18 protein-coding genes are annotated in these 19,017 nt (G+C 68.0%); 10 read left to right on the top strand and 8 right to left on the bottom strand.

Features of this window, described 5'->3' with window-relative positions; genetic code table 11:
* Both ABD243_RS15765 and ABD243_RS15760 read right to left on the bottom strand, forming a co-directional pair.
* Positions 1–926 (bottom strand): DUF4194 domain-containing protein (locus ABD243_RS15765; RefSeq protein WP_344367364.1); only part of this gene is annotated, 926 nt, incomplete at its 3' end.
* Positions 927–928: 2 nt separating this feature from the next.
* The gene (locus ABD243_RS15760; protein ID WP_116766657.1) at positions 929–2,401 is read right to left on the bottom strand and encodes a DUF3375 family protein; all 1,473 of its coding nucleotides are present in this window, start codon (positions 2,399–2,401) and stop codon (positions 929–931) included.
* Between the two features lie 302 nt (positions 2,402–2,703).
* Here ABD243_RS15760 and ABD243_RS15755 point away from each other — a divergent pair, with 302 nt between their 5' ends.
* The 3 genes from ABD243_RS15755 to ABD243_RS15745 all read left to right on the top strand — a co-directional run bounded on the left by ABD243_RS15755 (position 2,704) and on the right by ABD243_RS15745 (position 6,182).
* Positions 2,704–3,042 (top strand): hypothetical protein, encoded by a 339-nt coding sequence (locus tag ABD243_RS15755; RefSeq protein WP_344367363.1) that lies wholly within the window; start codon positions 2,704–2,706, stop codon positions 3,040–3,042.
* A gap of 153 nt (positions 3,043–3,195) precedes the next feature.
* Entirely contained in the window at positions 3,196–5,142 is a 1,947-nt protein-coding gene (locus ABD243_RS15750; protein ID WP_344367403.1) for an acyl-CoA dehydrogenase family protein, read from the top strand.
* Between the two features lie 137 nt (positions 5,143–5,279).
* The gene (locus ABD243_RS15745) at positions 5,280–6,182 is read left to right on the top strand and encodes a hypothetical protein (protein ID WP_344367362.1); all 903 of its coding nucleotides are present in this window, start codon (positions 5,280–5,282) and stop codon (positions 6,180–6,182) included.
* Here ABD243_RS15745 and ABD243_RS15740 read toward each other — a convergent pair.
* Entirely contained in the window at positions 6,155–6,544 is a 390-nt protein-coding gene (locus ABD243_RS15740) for a YchJ family protein (protein ID WP_116766660.1), read from the bottom strand. The two genes, ABD243_RS15745 and ABD243_RS15740, sit on opposite strands and share 28 nt — an antisense overlap.
* Positions 6,545–6,850: 306 nt before the next feature.
* Here ABD243_RS15740 and ABD243_RS15735 point away from each other — a divergent pair, with 306 nt between their 5' ends.
* The 4 genes from ABD243_RS15735 (at position 6,851) to ABD243_RS15720 (ending at position 10,645) form a co-directional block, all read left to right on the top strand.
* The gene (locus ABD243_RS15735; RefSeq protein WP_344367361.1) at positions 6,851–7,486 is read left to right on the top strand and encodes a hypothetical protein; all 636 of its coding nucleotides are present in this window, start codon (positions 6,851–6,853) and stop codon (positions 7,484–7,486) included.
* A 40-nt stretch (positions 7,487–7,526) separates the two neighbouring features.
* Positions 7,527–8,531 (top strand): aldo/keto reductase family protein, encoded by a 1,005-nt coding sequence (locus ABD243_RS15730; RefSeq protein ID WP_091255434.1) that lies wholly within the window; start codon positions 7,527–7,529, stop codon positions 8,529–8,531.
* Positions 8,532–8,535: 4 nt separating this feature from the next.
* On the top strand, positions 8,536–9,390 hold the full coding sequence (locus tag ABD243_RS15725) for an SDR family oxidoreductase (RefSeq protein ID WP_344367360.1): 855 nt from the start codon (positions 8,536–8,538) through the stop codon (positions 9,388–9,390).
* A 118-nt stretch (positions 9,391–9,508) separates the two neighbouring features.
* Complete coding sequence (locus ABD243_RS15720) at positions 9,509–10,645, top strand: sulfite oxidase (RefSeq protein WP_425547221.1); 1,137 nt, start codon at positions 9,509–9,511, stop codon at positions 10,643–10,645.
* A 29-nt stretch (positions 10,646–10,674) separates the two neighbouring features.
* On the opposite strand, the gene ABD243_RS15715 is transcribed toward ABD243_RS15720, so the two are convergent.
* The 5 genes from ABD243_RS15715 to ABD243_RS15695 form a co-directional block, all read right to left on the bottom strand.
* Complete coding sequence (locus ABD243_RS15715) at positions 10,675–11,556, bottom strand: cytochrome c oxidase assembly protein (RefSeq protein ID WP_344367359.1); 882 nt, start codon at positions 11,554–11,556, stop codon at positions 10,675–10,677.
* A gap of 34 nt (positions 11,557–11,590) precedes the next feature.
* On the bottom strand, positions 11,591–12,070 hold the full coding sequence (locus ABD243_RS15710) for a ribose-5-phosphate isomerase (RefSeq protein WP_116766666.1): 480 nt from the start codon (positions 12,068–12,070) through the stop codon (positions 11,591–11,593).
* The gene (locus ABD243_RS15705; RefSeq protein WP_344367358.1) at positions 12,067–13,809 is read right to left on the bottom strand and encodes a dihydroxyacetone kinase family protein; all 1,743 of its coding nucleotides are present in this window, start codon (positions 13,807–13,809) and stop codon (positions 12,067–12,069) included. The genes ABD243_RS15710 and ABD243_RS15705 overlap by 4 nt, the downstream gene beginning before the upstream one ends.
* Positions 13,810–13,869: 60 nt before the next feature.
* The gene (locus ABD243_RS15700; RefSeq protein WP_344367357.1) at positions 13,870–14,646 is read right to left on the bottom strand and encodes an SDR family NAD(P)-dependent oxidoreductase; all 777 of its coding nucleotides are present in this window, start codon (positions 14,644–14,646) and stop codon (positions 13,870–13,872) included.
* Positions 14,647–14,747: 101 nt separating this feature from the next.
* Entirely contained in the window at positions 14,748–15,572 is an 825-nt protein-coding gene (locus ABD243_RS15695) for a sugar phosphate isomerase/epimerase family protein (RefSeq protein WP_344367356.1), read from the bottom strand.
* Positions 15,573–15,765: 193 nt separating this feature from the next.
* Between ABD243_RS15695 and ABD243_RS15690 the strand changes: the two genes are divergently transcribed.
* The 3 genes from ABD243_RS15690 to ABD243_RS15680 form a co-directional block, all read left to right on the top strand.
* Positions 15,766–17,103, top strand: coding sequence for an MFS transporter (locus ABD243_RS15690; protein ID WP_344367355.1), 1,338 nt, complete (start codon positions 15,766–15,768; stop codon positions 17,101–17,103).
* Positions 17,104–17,175: 72 nt separating this feature from the next.
* Complete coding sequence (locus tag ABD243_RS15685; RefSeq protein WP_344367354.1) at positions 17,176–18,075, top strand: transketolase; 900 nt, start codon at positions 17,176–17,178, stop codon at positions 18,073–18,075.
* On the top strand, positions 18,072–19,017 hold a 946-nt coding region (locus ABD243_RS15680; RefSeq protein WP_344367353.1), incomplete at its 3' end, for a transketolase family protein. The genes ABD243_RS15685 and ABD243_RS15680, both read left to right, overlap by 4 nt.

Here is a 19,017-nt window from a genome sequence, read left to right as displayed (position 1 = left end):
GATGCCGCCCCCGCCCCTTCGCCGGACGGCTCTGCTGCAAGCAGCAGGCCGTCCGGCTCCGACAGGCCCGATGCCACTCCCGGGGCGGCATCGCCGTCGTCGTCAGTGTCGTCCTCCGCGCTTGCCGGCGCGTCGCCGTCGAGTTCAATCAGGGGTTCCGTGCCGGACTGGTCGGTGCTGGCTGCTACCAGGGCTTCGATGTGGGCCGGGATGTCGCCGATGTTCTCGAACGGGAGGGCCAGGGGGAGGGCGTTGGAGATGGTGTAGACCTCGTCCAGGCCGGTGGTGAGCAGGAGCTGGCGGGCCAGGAGTTTGGTGATGGCGCGGTTGACGACGTCGGAGTCGCGGAGGGCGTCCTGCTGGCCGGAGGGCTGGTAGTGGGCCACGAGGTCGGCGATTTCCTCGCGCGTGATCGTAGGGTCGGTCTGGGCAGTGACGTGGCGGTCCAGGAGCAGGCGCAGGCGGAGCAGGACGATGGTTTCGACCCGGCTCAGGGCGCGCTGCTGCCGCAGGATGCTGGACCGGGTGTTGCCGCCGATCGCCTCGGGGTCCACGGGGCGCAGGACGGCGACCTTGCGCTCGTGGTCCAGCTGCAGGGTCAGGAAGAGCTCGGAGAGGCGACTGCGCAGGATCAGCTGGTTGTCCAGAAGCGTGGTCCAGAGCTTTTCGTCGCGGCCGCCGTCGATGTACGGGCCCTTGAGGAGCTTCACGAGCGCCTGCCGGACCTTCATCGGAAGCACGCCCGTGTCGCCCGGGAAGAGCGCGGCGCCGTCGACGAAGGTGTCCCGCGGGGTGACTGTGAAGGGGGCGGCGTGGACGTGCTGGGCGGGCTCGTCGGCTGATGCAGCCGGTGCGGCCGGGGCGGGCTCCGGGGCCGTGTCCACCGTGTCCGCTGCGTCAGGCGCTTCTTGGGAGAGTTCGGTCATCTTCAATCCTTCGTGAGCGTGACGACAGGCAGGAATGCCGTGCGGGTGGTGCCGTCTATTTGTTCGAATTCGATGGGCCCCCAGGCCTCGCGGTCGAACCCGGCGCCGTCGTGGAGGGTCTGCGAGAGCAGGGCCCGGATGGAGTTGATGTGGCGTTCCCCGGCGGGGAGCTGCGCCCAGGCCTCGGCCAGGGTTGAGGCTCCGGCGAGCGCCGCGCGGATGGCTTCCGGTTTGGCTTTGGCGGTTCGGGGCGAGCGAGCGCGGTCCGAGTCGGAGAAAGCGATGGGGTCGGCCAGCTTGGGCGGTGCCGCGAACTCGTCCGGGTCGAAGAGCTTGACCATGGCCAGGGACTCGAAGCCGGCGCTGTACAGCACCGGGCCGGGGACCAGGCCGGGCCGTTCGCGCTCGTAGGGCAGCGAGCGGATGGCCTGCTCAGCCTCCCGCAGGACCTTGCGGAGCCGGACGGACTGGCGGAAGTCGTCGCTCTGGACGTACGTGTTGAGGCTCTCGCTGAGCTTGCCGTAGATCCTCTGGATCTGGCTGTGCTGGCTGCGGAGTTCGGCCACCAGGTTCTTGAGGGTCTCGCGTTCGTCGTGGCTAAGTTCGTCCGCGAACTGACGGCTCAGGACTTCGCCGATCGCGGACCGGAACCGCAGCTGCTGTTGCGGGTCCTCCAGGAACGCGGTGAAGGAGCGGAAGGTCCGGCCTTCGGGACTCTGCCGGAGCCGCTTGTCGGCCTCGAGCACCTGGGCCATGGTGGCCCCCTTGCTGAGGGATTCCTCGATGATCTGGTTGCGAAGGTCCCCCACGAGCTCTTCGATCCGGTCACGCATCTTCTTGTAGTCCGCGGGCAGGCTTGCGGCGAGGTCCAAGATGTTGCCGGCGGCTTCCACGGCCTCGTCGTCGTCGAGAAGTCCGTCGAAGTCCCCGGAGCTGATGTCCTCCATCAGCTGGCGGCGCTCGTCGATCTCCTCTTCGAGGGATTCGAGCCGCGCGCTCTGGTCCGGGTTGGTCTCGTTGGCGAGTTTCTCGACGTCGCCCAGCAGGGTGCCGAGCCGGGAACCGTTCAGCGTGGACCGTTCGCTGGAGAGGCTGTCCAGAAAGGCAAGCACGCGGGCGGCGGGTTCGGTGACTTCGTAAACGATCTGACCCGACTGGTTCCGGCGGGTCAGGAAGTTCTTGCGGGTCCACTCGTCCGCGTACTTCTTGCCGGATGGCGTGCCGTTGGCCGGGCCGCTCTGCTGCTCTCCCGTGCCGGGGGCCTGCCGGCGCAGCTGCTCAAGGAAGGCGTCGACGTCGGCGTGGAACTCCTCGAGCGGCAGCTGGGCGCGGGTGCGCGTAAAGGATGCCTGAAGCACGGCGATCACCCACGGCGCCGAGCGCGTGAGGGCCCAGGCGGGTCCCTTGGTGAGCAGTTCGAGATCCCGGAGCCGGGCACTGATGGCGTCGGCTGATGACACGGCGGAGCGGGACACGCACTCTCCTTCGGCTGCCAGAGGCTGGTTTGGGTTGGTGTTGCGGGGCAGCGGATTCGAAAAACTGCCAGCTACAAGGTTAACGCAGGGCTTCGGCCGCATTAATCGTGGCCCCCGACCTGGAATGACGAGACGCCTGGGACTGGTGGGGCTGCCGCAACCGCGCCGTGACCTACGCATCGGTAGCATTTCGATCCCGTATCAAGAGGCGGGGAATGTGCAAAGGACCCTAGTTGAGCACGTCTCCGGCCCCCTAGTCTCGGGCTACTGGTTCAAACCGAAGCGATGGTGCAGGGGGAAGAATGCAGTTCGACCTAAGCGCAGTGGAGACGGGCACGATGGTGGTCATCGGGACCTTGGTGTTTGCCCTGTTAATCGGCCTCTTCATGATGGTGTCCGCCTTTGTGGCCATGTTTCTGCTGGGCGTGGGACGTCTCACCTGGTACCTGGTGGCCGTCGTGGTGGTGGGCATGGTCCACGCCATCAACCACGGCTGGGACCGGCTGGTCCACCACGCCTCCACGGTGGATTTGCCAGGCGATTTCCAGGTCGACTTCGGCACGGACTTCCGGGCCGAGTATCCGGGGCAGGCCGCCCCTAGCACAGGCACTTACCCGCGAGTAGTATTGCGGGACAGCTGAAGGGTCCTCCACCCCAGGCGGATCCAGGGCTCAAGCCGGCCACCCGGTTAGAGGAGATGCCCAGTGAGCTCCGCCATTGAAGACCCCGCCACCGCTCCCCAAAATCCCGCGCAGGGCACTCCGACGCCGGACTCTCCTGCGCAAGACTCTCCCGTGCCGCCGGAGCACATCGGCCCCGCCGCAACTGCCGCCGACGCGCGGGCCATTGCCGAGGCCGCCCGCGAGACCACCTGGAGCCAGCCCAGTTTCGCGAAGGGCCTTTACCTGGGCAGCTTCGACCTGAGCCTGATCCACCCGTGGCCTGAGGCCCCGGCGGACGACGTCGAACGCGGCGAGGCGTTCATGGCGCGCCTGACCGACTACTGCCGCACAATGTCCGGACGCACCATCGAACGGGACGCCCGGATTCCGGACGAATACCTCCGGGGGCTCGCCGAGCTCGGCGCCTTCGGAATGAAGATCCCCCGCGAATACGGCGGGCTCGGCCTCACCCTCGTGTACTACGGCCGCGCTCTGGCACTGCTGGGCTCGGTGCACCCAAGCCTCGGCGCCCTGCTGTCCGCGCACCAGTCCATTGGCGTCCCGGAGCCGGTCAAGGTCTTCGGCACTCCGGCCCAGAAGAAGGAGTACCTGCCCCGCTGCGCCGCCGGCGCCATCACCGCGTTCCTGCTGACCGAGCCCGACGTCGGCAGCGACCCCGCCCGGATGGGCAGCACCGCCGTCCCGTCCGACGACGGCGCATCGTACGTCCTGGACGGCGTCAAGCTGTGGACCACCAACGGCGTCATCGCCGAACTCGTCGTGGTCATGGCACTCGTGCCGCCACACACCGACGCGGACGGAACCCGCCACAAGGGCGGCATCAGCGCATTCGTGGTGGAAATGGACACCCCCGGCATCACCGTGGAGCACCGCAACGCCTTCATGGGTCTCCGCGGGATCGAAAACGGCGTCACACGTTTCCACCAGGTCAGGGTCCCCGCGGCCAACCGGCTGGGCCGCGAAGGCCAGGGCCTGAAGATCGCCCTCACCACCCTCAACACGGGCCGGCTCTCGATCCCCGCACTGTGCGTCGCCTCGGGCCGGTGGAGCCTGAAGATCGCCCGGGAATGGTCCAACGCCCGCACCCAGTGGGGGCGCCCGATCGGCCAGCATGAGGCTGTGGGCAAGAAGATCGCCTTCATCGCGGCCAGCACTTTCGCCTTGGACGCCGTGTTCGAACTCTGCGCGGAAATGGCCGACGCCGGGCAGAAGGACGTCCGGATCGAGGCGGCGCTGGCCAAGCTGTGGTCCACGGAGATCAGCTGCCTGATCGCCGACGAACTCGTGCAGATCCGCGGCGGCCGCGGCTTTGAAACGGCCGATTCCCTCGAGGCCCGCGGCGAGCGCGCCGTTGCGGCTGAACAACAGCTCCGCGACTTGAGGATCAACCGGATCTTCGAGGGGTCCTCGGAAATCATGAAGCTGCTGATCGCCCGCGAAGCCGTGGACGCGCACCTGGCCGCCGCGGGAGACCTCGCCTCGGCAGACGCCCCCCTGTCGGACAAGGCGAAGGCCGCCGTCGGCGCCTCCGGCTTCTACGCGAAGTGGCTGCCCAAGCTCGTGGCCGGCGCCGGCATGGACCCGAGGTCCTACAGCGACTTCGGCCGGCTCGCCAAACAGCTGCGGTACGTGGAGCGCTCCTCCCGGCGGCTGGCACGGCAGACCTTCTACGGGATGGGCCGCTGGCAGGCCAAGCTCGAGCACAAGCAGGCATTCCTGGGCCGGATCGTGGACATCGGTGCGGAGCTGTTTGCCATGGCGGCATGCTGTTCCCGCGCCGAGATGCTCCTGCAGACGCAGCCGGAACGCGGTGCCTCCGCGTACGAACTCGCCGAGGCATACTGCGAACAGGCCCGTGTGCGTGTGGACGAATACTTCGACCGGTTGTGGCGGAATACCGACGACGCCGATCATGCCCTGGCCCGCAAGACACTGGGCGGCGACTACACCTGGCTGGAGGCCGGCGTCCTTGACCAGTCCGAAGGGACCGGGCCGTGGATCGCGGACGCCAGCCCACGCGCCTCGGTTAAGGAAGACCTGCACCGCAAGTACCGCTGACAGATCGCTGGGCCACCCCCGACGTACCAACAACGGATAGTAAGCATCCTTGCTAACCGGATTCGGCCGTGGTTAGGTGGACCCGAGACCGGCACCCTTACCGTGCCCGGGTCAACCAGCGAAAGTGAGCAGTCCTCATGAGCAGCACCGCAGGCCCTGACGACAACACGCCCCGCCACGCCGTGCCGGAGGACGGCACGGCTGCGCCGCGAGAACCCCGCATCCATGACGCCATGCAGGACGTCGCGCGCGAAGAACGGGGCGAAGAAGCACCGCCGCGGGCGAACCGGGCCGATGCCACCCGCCCGGTCCCCGCCACACCGGTGACGGCCGTCCGGCGGCACGACGAACCCGTCCGTGAACCGGTCCACCCCGTCCACGAACCACTCCGTGATACCGCCGTGGCCGAGGCGCCGACCCGCGAAACCGTCGTGGCCCGCGAGAAGGAGCAGTTCGGCGGCATCAAGGTCGGCTCAGCGTTCTTCGGTTGGCTCGCCGCCACGGGCACTGCCGTACTGCTCACCGCACTGGTCGCCGCCGGCGGCACCGCCGTCGGACTGGCCACCAACACCGACGTCAACGACGCCGTCAACCAGGCCGCGGGCAACCAGACAATCGGCTTGGCCGGCATCATCGTTCTGCTGGTGATCCTTCTGGTCGCCTACTACTGCGGCGGGTACGTGGCCGGCCGGATGGCGCGCTTCAACGGCGCCAGGCAGGGCTTCATGGTCTGGGTCTGGGCCCTGATCGCCGCGATCGTGGTCGCTGTGCTGGGCATGGTCGCCGGGCAGCGCTTCAACATCCTGGCAAACCTGAACAGCTTCCCGCGCATTCCGGTCAACGAGGGCGAGCTGAACACCATGAGCATCATCGCGGCGGTCGTCGTTGCGGTGGTTGCCCTGGTGGGCGCAGTGCTCGGCGGCCTCGCGGGCATGCGTTTCCACCGCAAGGTGGACCGGGCCGGTTTCGCGCCGGCAATTACGGCCGAAGAACACCCCGCCGGAAACTCACGTCAGCCGGACACGACGCCGTCAAGGTAGTACCAGCGCCTGCCCTCCCGCACAAAGCGGCTCGTTTCGCGCTGCACGCCGCGTTCGCCGTCGTGCCGGTAGTGCGCCGCGAATTCCACCGTACCTTCGGTGTCCAGCGGACCGCCGCGGCTGGTGGAAAGGATGTCCAGGCGGCGCCACTGCATGTCGGCATCCAGCCCCAGCGCAGCGGGCCGGGTGGTCGGATGCCAAGTGCGCAGGAGGTACTCCTCGTCCCGGACGACGAAGGCGCTGTACCGGGACCGCATGAGCTGCTCGGCCGTCGGCGCCTCGGCGTCCCCGCGGTGGAACCGGCCGCAGCAGTCGGCGTATTGCTCACCGGACAGGCACGGGCAGTTCCCCTCGTACGGCACGGCCGCCCGGCTCCCACCAGGGTTCGCCGGCGACGCGCCGTCGGGGTTTGAATCTGCTGCTGCGGCGTGCGTCACAAGGTGTCCTTCCGGCGGGCCGGACGACGCCGGCGGGGCTGACTTTGACTATAGACGCCTGCCCCGCGGCGCCGATCCCCGCTCGCGGGTAACGGCTTCGACACATCTTCGCCGGGGGCAGCGGCGGCGACACGTGGCCGGGCGAAAAGTACGTATTGTTAAGAGCGGCTCCTGCCCGCCACATGGTTGCGGCAGGGACTGCGCTGCAGCAGGACGGCAAGGAGAGGTGACATGGAAGATCCAACGACCATTGCGCTGCACCTGACCTTTTTCGGGACCCTCGGGGTGGCGTTCGTCATGTTCCTTGGTCTCTTCCTGGTGTTTGCCGCAACTCTCGTCATTGCCGGGATCGGCCGGCTGGTAGCTGTTGTTGTGATGGCCGTCGCCGGGCTCGGCAGGCGCCCTGAAACACGCGACAATCCCTCGACAGCTACGAAACCCGGGCGCCCTGCCACGGCAGCCAAGCCGGCCCGTTCTTCCATGACCGGCGGGAAGTCTGCCAGGAACGCAACCAGAAACCCCGCCAAGAAGGAAGCTGCGCTGTCCCCGGAATGGGCCGCCGCCGTGGCCCGGGCCGATGCCCGCGCCGCCGCGAGGGCCAAGGCCGAGGCCGGCCCCGACGTCCGGGTCTCCGTCCGGGACCTGCCCAACCCCAAGGCGCCGGCGCGGGACATCACGGAAGTCTCAGCCCTCGTCGAGTCGGCCATGGACACCAACGGGACGCTCGGCGCCGTCCCCCGGGCTTTCAAGAAGCCGCCTATGCCCGCCGCGAAGTCCATGCTGGACACCGGCTCGCTCGTATCGCTGCACGGCAGCCTTCCGGTCGGGAAGGCCAAACAGCAGGCCCCGGAGCGCAAAGCCGGCTGAGCCCTTACCCCGGGCGGGCAAGTCCGCTACGTTGGAACCCATGGAATTCAGATACCTCGGGAACAGCGGCTTCAAGATTTCAGAAATCACGTTCGGCAACTGGCTGACGCATGGCTCCCAGGTGGAGAACGACGTCGCCACCCAGTGTGTCCGCGCCGCGCTCGACGCCGGTATCAGCACCTTCGACACGGCCGACGTCTACGCCAACACCGCGGCGGAGACGGTCCTCGGCGAAGCCCTCAAGGATGAACGCCGGGAGTCACTGGAAGTCTTCACCAAGGTGTTCGGCCCCACCGGCCCCAAAGGCCACAACGATCTCGGCCTGTCCCGCAAGCACATCATGGAAGCCATCAACGGCTCCCTCCGGCGACTGCAGACCGACTACGTGGACCTTTACCAGGCCCACCGCTACGACTACGAAACGCCGCTGGAAGAGACCATGCAGGCCTTCGCCGACATCGTGCGGCAGGGCAAGGCCCTGTATATCGGGGTCAGCGAGTGGACTGCCAACCAGATCCGTGACGGCCATGCCCTTGCCCAGGAACTGGGCTTCCAGCTGATCTCCAACCAGCCGCAGTACTCCATGCTGTGGCGGGTGATCGAGGCCGAGGTGATTCCGACGTCGGAAGAGCTGGGCCTGTCCCAGATCGTCTGGTCCCCCATGGCGCAGGGCGTGCTGAGCGGCAAGTACCACCCCGGCAAGCCGGCTCCCGAAGGCAGCCGCGCCACGGACACGAAGGGCGGCTCGCGGATGATCGAGCGCTGGCTGTCCAACGAGGTCCTCACCGGCGTCCAGCAGCTCAAGCCGATCGCAGATGAGGCCGGGCTGACCATGGCCCAACTCAGCATTGCCTGGGTGCTGCAGAACAAGAACGTCGCCTCGGCCATCATGGGCGCGTCCCGGCCGGAGCAGATCGAGAAGAATGTGGCGGCCGCGGGCGTGACGCTGGACCCGGCGATCATGGACAAGATCGATGGCGTCATCGGAGCCCTGGCCGAACGCGACCCCGCGCAGACCAAGTCGCCGGCCTCCCGCGAAGCCTAGGGCCATGACCAACGCCCCCGAGCTCGCCGTCACCGGTTCCACCGGCCACCTGGGCGGCCTGGTGGCCCGGCTGCTGGCCCGGGCCGGCAGTCAGCAGCGGCTGCTGGTGCGGGACGCCGCGCGGGCGCCCGAGCTCGACGGCGCCGTCCCGTTTGTGACCACGTACGCCGACCGGGAACAGGCGAAGGCGGCCCTGGCAGGCGCGACGACGCTGTTCATGGTCTCCGCCGCCGAGGCCGAGGACCGGCTGGAACAGCACTACGCCTTCGTCGATGCTGCGGCCGCAGCGGGCGTCCGGCACATTGTGTACACCTCATTCTTCGGGGCGGCGCCGGACGCCACGTTCACCCTGGGCCGGGACCACTTCGCGACGGAGGAGCGGATCAAGGCCTCCGGCATGGACTACACGTTCCTGCGCGACAACTTCTACCTGGACTTCCTGCCGTTGCTGGCCGGGGACGACGGCGTCATCCGCGGCCCCGCGGGCGACGGCGTGATGGCCGCCGTCGCGCGGGCGGACATTGCCCGCTCGGCCGTCGCCGTGTTGCGGGACCCGGTCCTGCACGTGGGACGGACCTACGATCTGACGGGCCCGGAGGACATCTCGCTGGCCCGCGGCGCGGAACTCCTGACCGCCGGAACCGGCCGGACCATCACCTTCCACAACGAAACCCTGGAGGAGGCCTATGCCTCCCGCGCCTCCTACGGTGCACCGCCGTGGCAGGTTGACGCCTGGGTGAGCACTTACACGGCCATCGCGGCCGGCGAACTGGCGGGCCCCACCTCCGCCGTGCACGAGCTGACGGGCCGCGAGCCGCTGAGCCTCGAACAGTTCCTTGCGGAGGCCCACACGTTGTAGGCCGCCGCACTGGACTTACAGAACCCAGTATTGACGGCGTCCGGGGCGCGGCGTAGACCTGAATTCAGGTGACACCGGCCAAAAACGGGCTGGGCCTTCATAAGAATCGCAGCGCGCCATGCCAAAGCAAATGTCCCGACACTCCACTGTCCTGAAGAGTCCGCGCCGGCAGGCCGGGAAACCCCGGCCGCATTCCGGCGAACCCACCCACGGCCCGCTGACAGCGGAGGAACTCCAGCTCGCCGTGCGGAACCATTCAATGCCGCTCGAAGCCCTGCGGAAGGACACCACGCCGCCGGGGCTGCACTATGTGCTCACCCACTTCGACATCCCGTTCATCGATACCGACCACTGGCACCTGCAGATCGGCGGCGCCGTGCAGCGGTCCCTGGAGCTGAGTTTCCGGGCTTTGCTTCGGGCTCCCAGCATCACCATCCCGGTCACGCTCGAATGCGCCGGCAACGGCCGGTCCCTCCTGCGGCCCCGCCCGCTGAGCCAGCCGTGGGTCCTGGAAGCAGTGGGCACCGCTGTGTGGACCGGCGTCCCGCTCGCCTATCTGCTGACCCAGGCCGGCGTGGAGGACGACGCCGTGGAGGTGCTCTTCAGCGGAGTGGACACCGGGGTCCAGGGCGGCGTCCGCCAGCAGTTCGCCCGGAGCCTCCCGATCGAGGAGGCCCTGCGGCCCGACGTCGTGCTCGCCTACCGGATGAACGGCGCAGAGCTGCCGCCGCAGCACGGTTATCCGCTCCGGCTGGTGGTCCCGGGCTGGTACGGCATGGCGAGCGTGAAGTGGTTGTCCTCGATCAAGGTCCTCACCAGACCCTACGACGGTTTCCAGCAGGCCGTGGCGTACCGCTACCAGGAGGACGCGGACGACGCCGGCACTCCCGTGACGTGGATGAAGGTGCGTTCGCTGATGGTTCCGCCGGGCGTTCCGGACTTTTTCAGCCGCAGCCGGATCCTGCCCCCGGGACCGGTATTGCTGACCGGCCGGGCCTGGTCCGGGCAGGGCGCCGTGCAGCGCGTCGACGTCGGGATCGACGGCAAGTGGGCTCCGGCCCATCTGGAGCACCCGCCCGCGCCGTTCGCGTGGTGCGCCTGGTCAATGCCGTGGGTGGCCGACCCGGGCGAACACGAGGTCAGCTGCCGCGCCACCGATGCCAGCGGCGCGGTACAGCCGCTGGAGCCGGTGTGGAACTACCAGGGGATGGGAAACAACGTGGTCCAGCGGATCAAGGTCACCGTCGGGCAGTAGACCGCGTGCGGTGCCCCCGGGGCCGGGACCTATCGGCCGCGTCCCAGGTGCTCGGCGTTCAGTTCGTCGAGTTGCGCGTCCGTGAGGTCATCGAAGCCGCGGGCCTCGCGTTTGTCGCTGCGCGAGAAGCGGATGAACATCAGGATGATGAGCGGCAAATCGACAATCTCGCAGATGAACCATAGAACGTCGCCCGCCAGCTGCTGGTCGCGCAGGGCGTCCGGAAACCAGCCCAGTGAAGACTGCCGCGTCGTGACGTGATCCAGTACCTGGCCGCTGAGGCGCAGCAGGATCCCCGGAACGGCGTCGACCAGCAGCTCAATGAAGACAAACACGAATTCCAGGATGAAGAACGCGCTGGACCGGCGGAAATCCGCTTCCTCGATGATCGGCAGGGCCATCAGCATGCCCAGCAGCGGAACCCCGACGGTCAGCAGCGACTCGGCCAACGGCGCAGTACGGAGGGTGTAGAACGCCGGCGTAAGGAAAGTGGAGAACAGGGCAAGGCCAAGGAGCGGGGCGGCCATGGAGTTGCTCACAAACCGCACGGCGCGGTGCGCGAGTACATTATTCAGCCGGTTCACGCCCCCCGGCGGCAGGGCGGCGCGCGCCAGGGCGATGGGTTTTCCCAGGCCGACCAGCAGCGGCACCACGAAGAGCATCAGCGAAATCTTGAGCGTGAAGGCCCACCGGAGCTGGGCGCTGTAGACGCCCGGGAACCCGCACGTCAGCACTGTCAGGAACCCCAGGCCCAGGAGATAGAACGCCAGTGTCCGCCATACGGGCTGGCGGTGCCCGCGCGCCGCTGCGGCCTTCAGGCCGAGGGCGTAGAGCACCGCCGAAGCGCTGATGAGGGCAGCGGCAGCCCAGTCGATCTGCCAGGCGGTGAGGACTACATCAAGGGGTGGCACTGGCCCATGATAGGCGCCTTTCCTTGGAGGACCCTCAGCATCCCTCGAAGTCGGTGAGCACCTTGACCTTCTCCGCGGAGGCGGACGAGGGATCGAAGGTGTAGCCGATCCATTCCCGCGCGAGCCGCCGTGCCAGCTCCAGCCCGACAACACGCTGGCCCATGGTGAGGACCTGGCAGTCGTTGGAGAGCACGGAGCGCTCCACACTGAAGGAGTCATGGGCGGTCGCGGCCCGGATGCCGTCCACCTTGTTGGCGGCAATGGCGACGCCGATTCCGGTGCCGCAGAACAGGATGGCCCGGTCTGCCTGCCCGTCCCGGATCAGTTCCCCCGCGGCGATGCCCACGTACGGATACGGCTTGGTGAACTGCTCCGGGGCGTCGTCGCGGTTTACCCCGATGTCGATGACTTCCGCGACCCGTGGATCGGTCCGGAGGTCCGCCAGGATCTGGTCCTTGTAGTCCACGCCGGCTTCGTCCGCGCCGACAATGAGCCGGATGCCTGCCGGGCTCATGAGCGTGCTCCGGCCGCTTGCCGCACACCGGCGAGGTGTGGACCGAACACGCCGAACACCATGGCCAGGGACGTGGCCCCCGGGTCCGGTGTCCCCACGCTCTTTTCGGCCAGGGGGCGGGCGCGCCCCTTGAGCGGGCGCAGGGCCGCGGTGGCCTGCGCCGCGGCGGTGGCCTCGCGTGCCGCTGCTGCCCAGCCGGCATCCGCGCCGGCGCCTTCGCCGGCCAGCCGGCTGAAGGTCTCGGTGAACGGGACAAGCGCGTCCACCATGGTCTTGTCCCCAACATCGGCCTTGCCGAGCTCCGCGATCCGGGCGGCAAAAGCCGCCACGGACGCCGCGAGCTCAGACGCCTCGGGCGCGTGGTGGTTGCCGAGGGACTCACCGAAGGCCCGCAGGCCGGCGCCCCACAGCACTCCGGAGGTGCCGCCGGCGTTGTCGGCCCAGGCATCACCGGCGGCGGCCAGGACGGCGCCGGCTCCGGCGCCGCGGGACGCAGCGCCCGAGGCGGCGGCACAGGCAGCGTCAATGCCGCGGACCATCCCCCGCCCGTGGTCGCCGTCGCCGGCGATGGCGTCGAGGTCGCCGAGGGATTTCTCGGCGTCGTGGAGTGCGTCCCGGGCCGCCGTTAGGGCGGCGATGCAGCGCAGCGCGTAATCACGTGAAGCGTCCGCCGCGGTGAAGGTCTCCGGTGCCGTGGTGTCCTCGGCAGGCGTCGGCTCCTCCGCCACGCCGCCGGGGAGGGCTGCGTTGCCCCGCCGGTACGCAGGGGTCTCGGCGGGAGCGGTCCAGAGCGGTTCGAGTTCGTCATCGAGCCACGTGACGGTCAGTGAGACGCCGGACATGTCCAGGCTCGTGACGAGCTCGCCGACCTCCGGCATCACCAGTGTGTAGCCTGCGGCGCGAAGCAGCGGGGCGACGGTCAGCCACAGCACGAAGAGCTCTTCCTGTTTCGTGGAGCCGAGCCCGTTCAGGAGCACGGCAATCCGCGGGCCGGCACCGTGCGGCGTCTCTGCAAGCACGCGCGCCACCAGTTCCTCGCCCAGCTCCCGTGCCGGCGGCAGTTCGGTGTCGAACAGTCCGGGCTCGCCGTGGATGCCCAGGCCGAGCCCCATCATTTTGTCCTCCAGCGTGAACAGCGGAGCGTCGGCGCCCGGAAAGGTGCAGCCGCTGAAGGCGCTGCCGATGCTGCGCGTCAGGTCGTTGGCCTTGCGGCCCAGGCGGACAACCTCGGGCAGGGTCTCGCCGGCCTCGGCGGCGGCTCCCATGATCTTGAAGACGGTGAAGTCGCCGGCGATGCCGCGGCGCTTGCCGGATTCCGACGGCGGTGCGCTGGCGATGTCGTCCATCACGAGCACGTTGTCCACCTGGATCCCTTCGGCGGCCAGCCGTTCGCTGGCCAGGCCGAAGTTCATGACGTCGCCGGCGTAGTTGCCGTAGGTGAACACCACGCCGGCGCCGCTGTCCGCGGCTTTGGCAACGGAATACGCCTGCTGCGCGGACGGCGAGGTGAAGATGTTTCCGACGACGGCGCCGTCGGCCATGCCGGTGCCGATGAGCCCGGCGAAGGCCGGGTAGTGGCCCGAGCCGCCGCCGGCCAGTACGGCCACCTTCGGCTGGCGGGGCCGGTGCCGGCGGACGGCGCCGCCGGGCACCTGGCGGACCAGGTTGGCATGGACGTCGCAGAAGCCGGCAAGGGCTTCCTCGGCGAAATCGGACGGGTCGTTAAAGATTCTTGTCATGATGGGCTCTCTAAGCTGAACTCGGTCGTCTGCCGCTCTGTCCAATAGACGTTGAGGCTGCTAGTGGATGTGGCTTCCGCCGTTAATGTCGATGGTGGTTCCGGTGAGGTAGGCGGACTCCTCGGAGGACAGGAAGGTGATGACGGCAGCGATTTCCTCGGTGCTGGCGTTGCGTCCGAGCGGGATACCGGCGTTAATGGCCGCTTCCTGCTCCTCGGTGCTGCCCACGCGGATGTTGGTGTCCACAGCGCCGGGGGTGATGGCGTTGACGGTCACGCCGGTGCTTCCGAGCTCACGGGCCAGGGCCTTGGTGAAACCCAGGATCGCGGCCTTGGCTGCGGAGTAGGGGACCTTGCCGAAGACGCCGCCGCCGCGCTGCGCGGACACCGAGGACATGTTCACGATCCTGCCCCAGCCGCTGGCGATCATGTCCGGCAGGAACGCCTTTGTGACCAGGTAGGTGCCCGTGGCGTTGACGGCCATGACCTTGTTCCAGAGCTCGAGGGTGGTTTCCAGGAACGGCACCGGCGAGGTGATGCCGGCGATGTTGGCCAGGGCGCCGACGGCGGGCAGGTTGCCGGCGCTGACCTCGGCGGCCACGGCCTGGTAGGCGGCGTTCACGGAGTCCTCGTTGGCGACGTCGATCTCGTGGCCGAAAGCGGGAACGTTGAATTCGTTGCCGATCTCCGCGGCGACCTTGGCGGACTTCTCGCCGTCGAGGTCCAGGATCACCACGCCCCAGCCCTGGCTGGCGTAGCGGCGTGCGGTGGTGATGCCGATGCCCCGGTCCGAGGTTGCCCCGGTGAGGACGGCGGTGCGCTGGACGGTGGTGCTCATGATGCTCCTTGGAGTTGGTGTGGTGTCTCTTTGATGGAATCGATTGCTCCAACAGCGCCGTTTTGGCGGTCCAAAACGGCCGTTTCGGAGCAGTCCATGGGTCAGATGAGGTCTGTGATGAAGCTGGCGGCCTTGGCGGCTGCTGCCGGGCGTTCGTCGTGCGTGACGTCGCGGGTCTCCAGCTCCAGGGAGAAGTGGCCGGCGTAACCGTGGGCCGCGAGTGCGCTCAGGCCGGCGGCGAAATCGGCGTCGCCGTTGCCGATGCTGAGGTTGATGTTCCCCGGCACGGCATCGCGCAGATGGACGTGGGCGATCCGGCCTCGGTGCCGCTCAAGGTAGTCCAGCGGGTCCTCGCCGGCGGCCACGATGTGGCTGAAGTCCATGACGATCCCGACGCCGGATCCGGCCAGCCGCTCTGCCAGCAGTTCCGCGCGTTCCAGGTTCCAGCAGAAGCGCAGGAAGTGCAGCGACTCGGTCCAGAGCTCGACGCCGAACTCGTCCGCGCGTCGCCTGGCCCCGAGGAGCTGAGCGGCAATGGTGTCCAGATCCTCGTCGATGCTGCGGACCGGCTCGTGGCCGAGGGCGCCGCAGGGAAGGACAAGGGCCTTGGCACCAATTCCGGCCGCCAGGGTGAGGAGGGCGTCAAGGTGCCGGTTCCGGGCGGACTGTGCGTCGGCGTCGAGCACGGCGTTGAGGTCCCCAATGTCTCCGTTGACCGAACGGACCCGCAGCCCGGAGGCAACGACGTCGGCCGTCACGGCGGCGACGGCAGCGGCGTCAAGGTCGTAGGGAACGTGGTCGCACACTCCGGGAAGGGCGCCGAGATCGATTTCCTCGCAACCCAGGCCGCTGATGGTGCGCAGGGCCGTGGGCAAGTCCTGATGGCGGAAGCTGATGGACGAGCAGCCGAGTCGGGAATTGAACATCGTCGTTGATCCTCTGGTCATGCCCCGAGGGCGGTGGTGATACGGACCACACTACAAAGTCGACTGTCAACAGTCAACCTTTGAAGTTGACTGTTGACATTACTTATGTCGCGGGTCACACTGGCGTATCATCTGTTAACAGTCGACAGTGTTGGCGCTGAAGCGTCGACAGCTCTCTTCGAAAGGGATTGACATGAGCAACGAAGCTCTCACCATGCGAGGCCCTGTGCATGGCACGAAGGACGCCCGGCGCGTCGCGGTCGGCTCCAGCGTCGGCGCAGTTATCGAGACCTATGACTTCATCGGCTTCGGCACGGCAGCGGCCCTGTACTTCGGTACGGCTTTCTTCCCCACGGGCGACCCGGTGACCGGGACCCTGGCCGCCTTCGCCACCCTGGGTGTCGGCTTCGCGGCCCGTCCCGTTGGCGGCATCATCGGCGGCCACCTCGGTGACAAGCTCGGCCGCAAACCGGTCCTGGTGGCGTCCCTGATCCTCATGGGCGTCGCCACCTTCGTCATCGGCCTGCTTCCCACGTACAGCCAGGTCGGCCTGATAGCTCCTGCTTTGCTGGTGTTCGTCCGCATCGTCCAGGGCCTGGCCTTCGGCGCGGAGTGGGGCGGCGCCATCCTCATGAGCTACGAACACGCGCCGTGGAAATCCAAGGGCAAGTACACCGGCATGGTCCAGGCCGGCTTCCCGGTCGGGCTGCTGCTGGCCAACCTGGTGTTCCTCTTCAGCGTCCAGCTCGGCGGCGAACTCGCCTGGCGCATTCCGTTCCTCGCCAGCATCGTGCTGGTCGTCGTCGGCCTGATCATCCGCTCCAAGGTCCCCGAGTCCCCGGTCTTCGACGAGGTCAAGGACAGCGGCAACATCGTGAAGTCGCCCATCACGGAGGTCCTCAAGACCGACTGGCGCAACATCGTCAAGGGCATCGGCCTCCGCATCGCCGAGACCGCAGGCTACGCCGTGTCCATCACCTACATGATTTCCTACCTGAACAGCCAGCACCTGGCCGACAAGACCCAGACACTCGTCGCACTGTGCATCGCCTCCGCGATCGGCATCTTCGCCACGCAGGCCTGGGCACGACTGACCGACAGGATCGGCCGGCGCCCGCTCTACATCTGGTCCTGCGCCTTCGCGGTGGCCTTCGCCGTGCCGATGTTCCTTTTGGTCAACACCGGCCTGTTCATCTTCATCATCGCCACCCTCGTGATCTCCTACGCCGTGTGCCAGAACTCGCTCGCCGGCGCCCAGGGCGCCTGGTTCCCGGAGCTCTTCCAGGCCAAGACCCGCGCCTCCGGCGCCTCGCTGGCCTACCAGATCTCGGCCATGGTCTCCGGCTTCACCCCTTTCATCACCACCCTGCTGTTCGTCAGCTTCGGCTGGATGGGCCCGGCACTGCTCTTCGGCACCTACGCCGCCATCGGCCTCTGGGCCGCCCTCGCCACCCGGGAAACCTGGGGCAAGCGCGAACGCCAGCTCGCGGACGAGGCCACCAAAAGCACCCCCACCCACGTGACCGCGTAGGGACGCACCCCACCGGACGCCGTCGACGGCCTCCCGCAGTAGCTCATCACGTCAATTTTGAAAGGCAGAATTGTGGTTCTCACACAGGAAAAAGCAGCCCGGGGCAAACCCTCCGACGTCGAGGCAGCACGCCTTGAACGGGTCGAGGGGGCCGCGTTCCGGATCCGGCACCACGCCCTGAACATGGGCGAGGTCCAGGGCCAGGGCTACGTGGGCCAGGCCCTCGGCGCGGCCGACATGCTGGCGGTTGTCTATGCGGACCAGCTCCGGTTCCGCGCCGACGATCCCGAATGGGACGGGCGGGACAGGTTCCTGCTCTCCACGGGCCACTACGCGATCGGCCACTACGCGGCCCTCGCCGAGGCCGGGACCATCCCCGTCACGGAACTGGAGACCTACGGCTCGGACAATTCCCGGCTGCCGATGTCCGGGATGTCCACCTACACCCCAGGCATGGAGATCTCTGGCGGCTCCCTCGGCCACGGCCTCTCGATCGCCGTCGGCGCCGCCCTTGGCCTGCGTTACCAGGGGTCGGACGCGCGGGTCTACAACTTCCTCTCCGACGGCGAACTCGACGAGGGCTCCACGTGGGAGGCCGCTATGGGCGCGCACCACCACCAGCTCGGCAACCTCACCGCCATGGTGGACATCAACGCCCTGCAGGCCGACGGGAAGACCGACACCGTGCTGCGCACCGAGCCCGTCACCGAAAAGTGGGAGGCGTTCGGCTGGTACACCCAGCGCGTGGACGGGAACGACGTCGGCGCGCTGCTGGCCGCGTTCGACAACGCCGCTGCCCAGGCGGCCGCCACCGGACGTCCCTCGGTGATCCTGTGCGACACCAAAGTGGGACGCGGCGTCCCGCTGCTCGAGGACCGCGAAAAGGCGCACTTCATGCGCATTGAAGAGCACGAATGGCAGCTCTGCCGCGAGCAGCTGACCGCAGGATTCGAAGGAAAGGCCGCACGATGAGCACCGCCGCAACACCGAAGCTGAAGACGTCGGCCATGATCGCGTCCTTCGCGGACCCGGGCCAGAAGACAGCGCCCGCACCGTTCGGGCACGCCCTGGTCAAAGCCGCACAGGAGAACGACAAGATCGTGGGCCTGACCGCGGACCTGGGCAAGTACACGGACATGCATATCTTCGCCCAGGCTTTCCCGGAACGGTTCTTCCAGATGGGCATGGCCGAGCAGCTGCTCTTCGGCGCGGCGGCCGGGCTGGCGGAGACGGGCCTGGTCCCGTTTGCATCCACATACTCGGTGTTCGCCGCCCGGCGCGCCTACGATTTCCTGTGCCTGGACGCCGCCGAGCCGAACCTCAACGTCAACATCGTGGGAGGACTCCCCGGACTGACCACCGGCTACGGCCCCAGCCACCAGGCCACTGAGGACATGGCGATCTTCCGCGGCATGCCCAACCTGACGATCGTGGATCCGTGCGACTCCCTCGACATCGAGCAGGCCGTCCCCCAGCTGGCGGCCAGCGAGGGCCCCACGTACCTGCGCCTGCTGCGCGGCAATGTCCCCACGGTGCTGGACGAGTACGACTACACGTTCGAACTCGGCAAGGCGAAAGTCCTGCGCGGTGGCAATGACGTCGTCTTCATCTCCAGCGGACTCATGACCATGCGGGCGCTTCAGGCGGCCGAGGCGCTGGCCGCGCACAACGTGGATGTCGCCGTCGTCCATGCCCCCACCATCAAGCCGTTCGACTCTGCAACAGTCCTGGCCGAGCTGAACACCGACCGCCTCGCGGTGACGCTGGAGAACCACAGCGTGGTGGGCGGCCTTTTCGAGACCGTCGCCTCGGCCGTGGTCACGGCGGGACTCGGCAAGCGGGTGGTGCCGGTGGCGCTGCCTGATGAGTTCCTCGACGCCGGGGCGTTGCCCACTCTGCACGAACGCTACGGGC

The organism is Arthrobacter humicola (assembly GCF_039531445.1).
GTDB classification, from domain to species: Bacteria; Actinomycetota; Actinomycetes; order Actinomycetales; family Micrococcaceae; genus Arthrobacter; species Arthrobacter humicola.
Note: the sequence above shows the minus strand (reverse complement) of the source record. Positions and strands in the feature narration are given on the sequence as shown.